The sequence below is a fragment of the Cryobacterium sp. 10I5 genome, assembly GCF_035019865.1.
Lineage (GTDB): Bacteria > Actinomycetota > Actinomycetes > Actinomycetales > Microbacteriaceae > Cryobacterium > Cryobacterium breve_A.
Genome location: NZ_JASJVI010000115.1, coordinates 1 through 8,919, shown reverse-complemented (window position 1 = coordinate 8,919; position 8,919 = coordinate 1). Strand labels below are relative to the sequence as shown.

7 protein-coding genes are annotated in these 8,919 nt (G+C 67.4%); 4 read left to right on the top strand and 3 right to left on the bottom strand.

Features of this window, described 5'->3' with window-relative positions; genetic code table 11:
* Positions 1–64 precede the first annotated feature (64 nt).
* Both QN350_RS17940 and QN350_RS17935 read right to left on the bottom strand, forming a co-directional pair.
* A complete protein-coding gene (locus tag QN350_RS17940; protein WP_322138343.1) occupies positions 65–1,177 on the bottom strand; it encodes a substrate-binding domain-containing protein in 1,113 nt (370 codons plus the stop codon).
* An 83-nt stretch (positions 1,178–1,260) separates the two neighbouring features.
* Complete coding sequence (locus QN350_RS17935; RefSeq protein WP_323517023.1) at positions 1,261–2,280, bottom strand: ABC transporter permease; 1,020 nt, start codon at positions 2,278–2,280, stop codon at positions 1,261–1,263.
* A 313-nt stretch (positions 2,281–2,593) separates the two neighbouring features.
* Here QN350_RS17935 and QN350_RS17930 point away from each other — a divergent pair, with 313 nt between their 5' ends.
* The gene (locus QN350_RS17930; protein WP_281533419.1) at positions 2,594–3,037 is read left to right on the top strand and encodes a VOC family protein; all 444 of its coding nucleotides are present in this window, start codon (positions 2,594–2,596) and stop codon (positions 3,035–3,037) included.
* 158 nt (positions 3,038–3,195) lie between these two features.
* Complete coding sequence (locus QN350_RS17925) at positions 3,196–5,754, top strand: putative bifunctional diguanylate cyclase/phosphodiesterase (protein WP_323517021.1); 2,559 nt, start codon at positions 3,196–3,198, stop codon at positions 5,752–5,754.
* A 52-nt stretch (positions 5,755–5,806) separates the two neighbouring features.
* Here QN350_RS17925 and QN350_RS17920 read toward each other — a convergent pair whose 3' ends face one another.
* Positions 5,807–6,796: an aldo/keto reductase gene (locus QN350_RS17920; protein WP_322138347.1), complete on the bottom strand. Its 990-nt coding sequence runs from the start codon at positions 6,794–6,796 to the stop codon at positions 5,807–5,809.
* Positions 6,797–7,000: 204 nt separating this feature from the next.
* On the opposite strand from QN350_RS17920, the gene QN350_RS17915 reads away from it, so the two are divergent.
* The gene (locus QN350_RS17915) at positions 7,001–8,122 is read left to right on the top strand and encodes a hypothetical protein (protein WP_322138348.1); all 1,122 of its coding nucleotides are present in this window, start codon (positions 7,001–7,003) and stop codon (positions 8,120–8,122) included.
* Between the two features lie 70 nt (positions 8,123–8,192).
* Positions 8,193–8,834 (top strand): NADPH-dependent F420 reductase, encoded by a 642-nt coding sequence (locus tag QN350_RS17910; protein WP_322138349.1) that lies wholly within the window; start codon positions 8,193–8,195, stop codon positions 8,832–8,834.
* Positions 8,835–8,919: the final 85 nt, after the last annotated feature.

The window sequence follows — 8,919 nt, the reverse complement described above, 5'->3', positions numbered from 1 at the left end:
CCCCCCGCGGGGGGGCGCGCCCCCCCCCCCCCCCCCCCCCCCCCCCACGGAGGTGCCGGTTGGCCTACTTCTTCAGGAGGGCGGCCTGGTCTGCAGGAGACATCTTCGCCGAGAGGTAGATGTCGCCGGGCAGGTCCTTCTTGCACTGCACCGCGCTCGGCTTTCCGCTCACGGAATCCTCGAAGGCCGGAGCCTTGAAGACCGTGTCGGTCGGGAGCACGCCGCCGGTCGCCTTCGCGACCGCGTAGTCGACGGCGAGTCGCACGTTGTCGTTTCCGGTGGCAACCGTCATCAGCTTGAAGTCCGGGTTGGCCGCGCTGTTGTCTGTGTAGAAGCAACCGAGGGAGTTTCCGTCAGAGGTGACGATGGCCGGCACGGAACGCCCGCTCTTCGCGAACGCGGGCAGGGCGCCCACGAGCGACGGACCGAAGTCGGAAACGATGGCGTCGATCTTCGGGTACTTCGCGATGTCCGCGGTGAGCACCTGCTGGGTGAGTGCCGGGTCCCAGTTGGTGACCTCGGGCGTCTCGCCGATGAAGACATACTTCGAGTCAGTGATGACCGTCTTCATGCCCTTCAGCTCGTCGACGGCCTGGCTGTTGCCCTTCGGACCGCTGATGAAGAGGATGTTGCCGCCGTCGGGAAGGTTGGTCTTGAGCCAGTTGCCCCAGTTCTTGCCATCGGTCACGAAGTCCGCGCCGATCCAGGCGTCGTAGTCCACGCCGTCCTTGCCGCCCGGGTCGACCCGGTAGGGAACCGTGACGACGCCGGCCTTGTATGCGCTGCGCAGGGCGGGCAGCATGGCCTGGCCCGCGTCCGGGAACACGACGAGGGCGTTGACGCCCTTGGCGACCATGCCCTGGATGTCCGAGATGGCCTTCTGGGTGTCGCCCTGGCCGTCCGCGTACTCGTAGCTTGTGACGCTCGGGCACAGCTTGGCCTCATCGGCACCGGCCGCCGTCGTCACCAGGCGCCAGCTGTTTCCACCGAAGCCGTCGAGCAGACCGAGGGAGATCTTCTTCGGACCGCACCACGACGGTGCCCCGGCCACAGAGGTTCCGGCATCCGCTGTCGAGCCGGAGCCCGAGCTGGACGTCGTTGCGCTGCAGCCCGCGAGCGCCAGCGAAGCTGCGGCGACGGACATGACGAGCATTGCGAGACTCTTGGGACGTTTCATGTTTGCTTTCCTCCATTGTGAGAGCGACGCCTCTGTCGCACTATTTCGACCGCTCCGTCGAAAACTGTGTCCCCGGTCTGTAGTCATGCCGGGGTGCCGATCCGGGGGGATCTGCGGATGAACCTCTGGCGGAATGCCGCCCAGTCCACCGTGTATAGCGCCACGCCGATGGCGAGGGCCGCGGCCTGCACGAGGGTGCGCACCGCGTAGGGCACGCCGAGCGACAGCACGAACTGGTCGAGCTGGCTCAGGAACAACGCCGCGATGACCGTGGCGATGGGGTACCCGCGGCCGCCCAGCAACGACGTGCCGCCCAGCACGACGACCGCGACCGCCGGGAGCAGGTAGGCATCGCCCTGGAAGGCAGTGGGCTGGTTGGTGATGCCGGCGAGCAGGATGCCGGCCAGGCAGTACAGCAGCTGGGCCCATACGAAAGCGAGCGACTGGTGGATCGTCACGCGCAGGCCCGTCGCTCGGGCGGTCAGCGGGTTCGCCCCGACGGCTTCGAACCGCCGCCCTGCCACCGTGCGCTTGACCATGACGGTCACGAGCGCGAGCGCGGCGAGGGCGAAGAAGGCCGAGTTCGGGATGCCCCAGGTCAGGCCGCCGGCGATTCCCGCCAGCAGGCTGGTGGTACTGCGCGGCGTTCCGCCGGAGATGCCCAGAACGGCCCCGAAGAGCAGTGCGTTCGTGCCCAGGGTGGCGATGATGGAGTTGAGTCCGAGACGACCGACCATGAAGCCATTGAGCAGTCCGGCCCCGATCGCGTAGGCCAAAGCCAGAACGACCGCGGGTAACAACCTGCTGTTGTCGCCGTCCGGCTCGTGGCTCACGATCACGATGGCGAGCGATACCGCGCCGGGGATCGAGAGGTCGATGCCGCCTTGCTGCACGACGAGCATCTGGCCGAGGCCGACGATCGCGAGCACGGCGGCGAAGGGGATCATCCCGAGAACGGCCCCGCCGGAGACGCTCGTCGGCGCGACCAGGGCGCAGACGACGAAGAGCAGCACCGTGGAGACGCCGACGGTGACGAATCCCTTGGAGACGACAAGTCGGGAAGTGAGTAGCTTCGCCGGTTCACGCACCGTTGCGTCGATCATGCTTTCTCCCAACAATTCTCACCGGGCAACATCGATGTCACGCGCGGTGTGTTGAGCGTCACTTTACAAAAATCCTGAGCTGTTCACAAGTAGTTGCCGGTAACGATTCGAGAAACGGCAGGGCCGAGGTCCGTGGGAGTGCGATCGCCCCCGACAGCCGCGGACGGCGAACACCCGCGATCCGGGGGTCTGGCCCACTGAACGGATGTGTAGTGACACTGTACAAAACGCGGCCGAGGCAGCAGAATGTGTGTCGAGTGACAGCAACACGACAGCGATCCGCAGCGCGGCGGGATGCAGAGGAGAGAGTCAGATGGCCTTCCAGGTTCTCGGAGTGCACCACGTCGGAGTGACGGTGCGCGACATGAAGCGTTCCTTCGAGTGGTATTCACGAATGTTCGGTCTCACTCCCGGGCCGGTCAGCGAGGGATCGGGCGAGGCCCTGTCGCGCAGCGTCCAGGTCGACGATGCCGCCCTGGCGTTCTCGATGATCATGATCGGGAACACCCGCCTGGAATTCCTCGAGTACCACCATCCGGAGGGGCGCGACTTCGATCGCAGCAATGGGGATGTCGGGAGCGCTCATGTGTGCCTCGAGGTGTCGGACCTCGACGCCGCATACCGGGACCTGCTGGACAAGGGTGCGGTGTTCAACGCACCGCCCGTCACTCTCGATTCCGGCGCCCTGATCGGTTCGAAGTGGGCATACCTGCGCGACCCCGACGGCATCCAGCTGGAGATCTGGGAGTCGCCCTAGTCCTCGCGAAAGCGGGTGAGCCGTCGTTATGGGCGCCGCGAAGCGACGATTCACCCGCTTTCGCGGAGGGGAGACGAGCCGCGTGTTCGTGACGAGAGCGGAAGCCAGTACTGTTCAAGTGTCGACCGGCACCAATGCCCGGCAGTGGGGGAGCTTCGGTGCGCGTCAGCCGGGAGAGTCGGGTCGTTTCCGCGCTGGTCGCGCTCGTAGCACTCTCCTCCCTCGCCCGGTGGTACACGCTCGATCTCGCGGCCGCGGACGCCTTGCCGCACGACGTCATGAAGCCGACGACGATCGTCGGGCTCCTCCTCCTCGCGGTTGCGCTCGCCCTCGCCGATCGGCCCGCGGTGACGACCGGTGTCGGCTCCGTCGTGACGGTCATCGGCGCGCTGACCCTCGCCGAATACGTCTCCGGCCTAAGCCTCGGCGTCGACGTTCTTGTGCCGGGGCTTCGGCTCGGCGACTCGCCGCCGAGGATGGCGATCGGGACGGCCCTCTCCCTTGTGCTGCTCGGACTCGCCTTCTGTCTCCGTGGCATGGCGGGTGCCGCCGTCACTGCGGGCTTCGCCGTCCTCACCCTGTTGCTTGTGCTGCTCACGATCCTGAGCGCTGCCTACGGCGTCTCGGCCGTGAGCGACGCCGGCCGGCCACTGAATGTTTCCACCCTCTCCGTCCTGTCCGTGAGCGCGATCGCAGCGGCGATCCTGTTCGAACGGCCGGATCTCGGCCTGGTCGGCCTGGTCCGCGATCGCCGGAGCGCGGGCCGGTTGCTCAGAAGCGGTCTCCCGATCATCGTTCTCGGTCCGTTCGCCCTGGGTTGGCTGCGCCTCTGGGCCCAGCGGGAGGGCTGGTTCGACTCGGTTCTGGGCACGGCGTTGCTCGTCGCATCCACCATCGGACTCGTCCTCGGCATCGCCTGGATCGCGGCCGTGCGGCTGCGCGCACTCGACATCCAGCGCGACGGAGCGTTCTTCGCCCTCGCCGTGTCCAACGCGACCCTCGAGAGCGCGGTGCACGACCGCACCCGCGAGCTGTCCAGCACCGCCGAACGGCTGCACGCGCTCATCCGCATCGCGCCCGTCGGCATCGTGCAATTCGACGCCGCCGGTGGTGTCGTCACGACCAACGAGCAGTGGATGCGGATCACCGGCTTGACCATCGAGGCGTCGCGCGGAGACGGCTGGGGCCGGAACATCCACGGCGACGACGCGGAGCGAGTGTTCGAAGCGTGGCGGAAGACCGTCTCGACCGGTGCCGCCTTTGAATCGACGTTCCGGTTCCAGACCCTATCCGGTGAGGCGAAATGGGTGCAGGCGAGCGCCACCCGGATTCTGGACACGACCGGCATCACCGGCTACCTGCTGAGCGTCACCGACGTCACGGACGTGCGGGCGGCCGAGGCGCGCGTGGAGCACCTTGCGTTCCACGACCCCCTGACCGACCTGCCCAACCGCCTGCTCCTGCTCGACCGTCTCGATCAGGCACTCCTCTTCGCTGCCCGGGCGCACCGCGGAGTCGGCGTGCTCTTCATCGACCTCGACCGCTTCAAGGTCGTCAACGACAGCCTCGGCCACCACGCCGGAGACGCGGTCCTTGTCCAGATCGCGACCCGGTTGCGCGCGGCGGTCCGGGCCTCGGACACGGTCGCCCGGATCGGCGGCGACGAGTTCGTCGTGCTCTGTCCCGACATCGGCACGGGAGCGGAGGCACGCCGGGTGGCAAAGGCGGTGCAGGCCGCGGTGTCCCTGCCCATTGAGATCGGCGACCAGACCGCGATGGTCGACACGAGCATCGGCATCGCCGTCAGCACGGGTGCCGAGGACGCCGAGACGCTGCTCCGGCAGGCCGACCAGGCGATGTACCTGGCGAAGGACCAGGGTCGCGCCCGGTACGAGGTGTTCAATGACGACCTGCGCAGTCGCATCCGCCGACGGGTCGACACGGAAATCGGGCTGCGCACCGCCGTCGGCCGCGGTGAGATCGAGACCTGGTACCAGCCGATCGTCGACTTGCAGCACCCGCGGGTGGCGGCGGCCGAGGCCCTGGCGCGCTGGCGGAGGCCGGGAAGCGGAATCGTCGCGCCTGGCGATTTCATTGCGATCGCCGAGGAGACCGGTCTGATCAAAGACATCGGCCGGACCGTGCTGCGGCAGGCATGTTCGGCAGCGACCTCCCTCGATGCTGATCAGGCCGTCAGTGTCAACGTGTCCGCGCGACAGTTCGTGCGCTCGGACTTCGGCACCGTGGTGCGCCGTGCCCTCCTGGAAACCGGGCTGGAACCGGGGCAGCTCTGGCTCGAGCTCACCGAGAGCGCCGTCATCGACGTGATGGATTCGGCGACGCGCACGTTCGACGAGCTGCGCGATCTCGGCGTCCGCCTCGCGATCGACGACTTCGGGACCGGCTATTCTTCGTTCGCCCAGCTCCGTTCGCTGGAGGTCGACCTGCTCAAGATCGACATGACCTTCATCGACGACCTTGTCTCGTCCGACCGGGACCAGGCGATCGTGCGGGGAATACTGCACCTGGCCGATTCCCTCGGACTCGACGTCGTCGCCGAGGGAATCGAGACGCGCGAACAGCACGAACTTCTCCGCGAGATGGGCTGCCGCTACGGCCAGGGTTATCTCTTCGCGCGTCCGCAGCCGGACATTTCGGGCGCAGAGCTCTGCCCAGACCGGCTCGACCGGGTCGCACCGGCGCCGAGCGTTCCCTAGGACACCCGGGGAGTTCCGCATGGACCACCCCGGGCGATTTCCGCGGCTGAGCTCAGTAGCGCTGGGGAGCGGGCGGTTCGTTGCCGAGGATCTCCTCGATCGCGGCGATCACTTCGTCGGTCAGGGCGGCCTTCGAGTCCAGGGCCGCGAGGTTGTCGGCCAGCTGCGCCCTCTTGCTCGCCCCCAGGATCACGGTCGACACCCGCGGGTTGCGCAGGCACCAGAGCAGCGCAAGGTGCGTCAACGGCAGCCCGGCATCCGAGGCGACGATCGCCAGTCTGCGGACCTTCTCGAGCTTGGCCTTCCCGGCTTCGGACTCCCACTCCGCCCTGAGCCACTCGTAGCCCGGGAGGTTCATCCGGCTGTCGGCGGGAACCCCGTCGTTGTACTTGCCGGTGAGGACCCCGGAAGCCAGCGGCGACCAGATGGTCGTGCCGAGCCCGACGGTGTCGTACAGCGGCAGGAACTCGCCCTCCACCTTGTCGCGCGAGAACATGTTGTACTGCGGCTGTTCCATGGTCGGCGGCGTGATGTGCAGGGCACGGGCGACGGCGTGAGCCTCCGTGATCTGCTGCGCGCTCCACTCCGAGGTGCCCCAGTACAGCACCTTGCCCTGCGTGATCAGGTTGTGCATCGCCCAAACCGTCTCTTCGATGGGGGTGTCGATGTCCGGACGGTGACAGAAGTAGAGGTCGAGGTAGTCCACCCGCAGGCGCTTGAGCGCGGCGTGGCACGCTTCGGTCACGTGCTTGCGCGACAGGCCTCGCTGCGTGGGCTTCGATCCGCCCCAGAAGACCTTCGACGACACGGCGTAGGAATCACGGTCCCAGCCGAGCTTCTCCAGCGCGGCCCCCATCAGCGCCTCCGATGCACCGGCTTCATAGCCTTCGGCGTTGTCGAAGAAGTTGATCCCCGAGTCATAGGCGAGCTCCATCAACGCCAGGGCGTCGTCCTCGCGCACCTGCTTGCCGAACGTCACCCACGACCCGAGGGAGACCTCGCTGACCTGCAGTCCGGACTTACCCAAACGGCGATATTCCATGTTGAATCCTTCTCTGTCGTGACCGGCGCGAACCCTGCGTCCTCTTGATCGCTGCGTCCTCGCGATCGAGCCTCACCTGAACACTACGGTCCGCGCCTGCACGGATACTCCGCGCAGGCCTCCCGACGCCGGGGATACACTGTCGTCGTCGCGGGGGAGGCACGAGAAACCAGACAACGACTCTCCGGAAGGTACGGGACAGACATGCTGCACACAGACATCCCCAGTCCAACGTCGATCCGCCAGCTGGCGGCAGTGCGGGAACCGTTCTGCGTGTCGATCTACCTGCCGACGAGTCCGGTTCCGACCGAATCCGAGCCGTCCCGGATCGAGCTCCGCAACCAGGTCGCGGCCGCGGCCAGGCAGCTCACGGAGGCCGGGGCGGGCCGGGCCGCCGTCGAAGAGCTCGAGGACGCGATCGCTGATCTCATCCAGGACCGCCAGTTCTGGTCCTACCTGTCGCGGTCGCTCGCGATCTTCCACTACTCGGGCCACCTGCAGACGTTTCGGGTGCCCAACGTGCTCCCCTCCGTGCTCGAAGTGGCCGATCGTCTGTACATCAAGCCCTTGCTCCGGGCGATCACCTTCCCCCAGACGGCGTTCGTGCTCGCCGTGTCGCAGAATGCGGCCCGGCTGGTCGAGGTCTCGCCAGACGCGGGTGCGTACGTCGTCGACGTGCCCGGCCTGCCCGCTGACGCGGCGAGCGCCGTCGGTCTCCCGTCGATCAGCGGCCGGTCTCCGTCCGGGCGCATCCAGGGCTCAGAGGGGCAGAAGGTACGCCTCGCCCAGTACTCCCGCTCGGTGGATGCCGCGATCAGGCCACTCGTGACGGGTTCGGGCCTGCCGCTCATTCTGGCCACCGCGGAACCGTTGAACGGCATTTTCCGCGGTGTCAGCGCGTATCCCCTCCTCGCCGCCCCGACCATCGAAGGAAACCCCGACGAACGGACTCCCGAGGAGCTCGCGGCCGTCGCGCGTCCCGTGCTGGACAGGCTCTACGCCGCCCAGCTCGGCGAACTCACCGATCTGATCGAGGCCCGGTTCAACGAGGGCCGCGGCGCCACCGACCTCAGCGATATCGCCCGTGCCGCCACCTACGGCGCCATCGACACCCTGGTCGTCGACATCGACCGGAGGATCCCGGGGTACGTCGACGAGGCATCCGGTGCGATCACCTTCGACGACGTCGACGACGCCCACAACTACGGCGTCGTGGACGAGATCGCCCGCCGAGCCCTGCTCTCCGGAGCGCGAGTGCTCGCGGTCCGCGCCGACGACGTTCCCGGTGGCGGGCCGGCCGCGGCCATCACCCGATTCGCCGTCTGAAGAATTTCGCCACGCGCGTACTTTTCACTGATGCGGGAACAATCCCGGCTCCGGCCTCGTTGTCGCGATCATGACAACTATCGGAATCATCGGAGCAGGAAACATCGGCAGCCAGGTCGCCCGCAAGGCGATCGAGAGCGGCTACGACGTCGTGATCAGCAACTCTCGCGGCCCGGAGACCCTCGCCGACCTCGTGGCCGAACTCGGCCCGAAGGCGACGGCCGGAACCGCCGTGCAGGCCGCGGAGGCCGCCGACGTCGCCGTCGTGACCGTGCCGCTCAAGGCATACGCGGACGTGCCCGTCGAGCCACTCGCCGGCAAGATCGTGATCGACACCAACAACTACTACTTCGAACGAGACGGCCACATCGAGGCCCTCGACAAGGGCGAGGCGACCGTGACCGGCATGCTGCAGGCGCACCTGCCCACCTCTCGGGTGGCGAAGGGCTTCAACCACATCATGGCCGTCGACATCACGGGAGACGCGCACCCGGCCGGCGACCCGGCGCGGCGCGCGCTGGCGACCGCGTCCGACTTCGCGGATGCCTCAGATTTCGTCACGAAGCTGTATGACGAGTTCGGCTTCGATACCGTGAACATCGGCCCGCTCTCCGAGAGCTGGCGAGTGGAGCGCGACCGTCCCGCCTACGTCATCCGCCAGAACACCGCCGAGCTCGAGGCCAACCTCGCGAAGGCCCCGCGCACGGTCTGACCGCCGGTCGGTCTCACTGTCGCCCCAGCGGCATCCGCCCTGCCGCGAGAGCGGAGTTTTGGCCCTTAAACCCATGGTTTAAGGG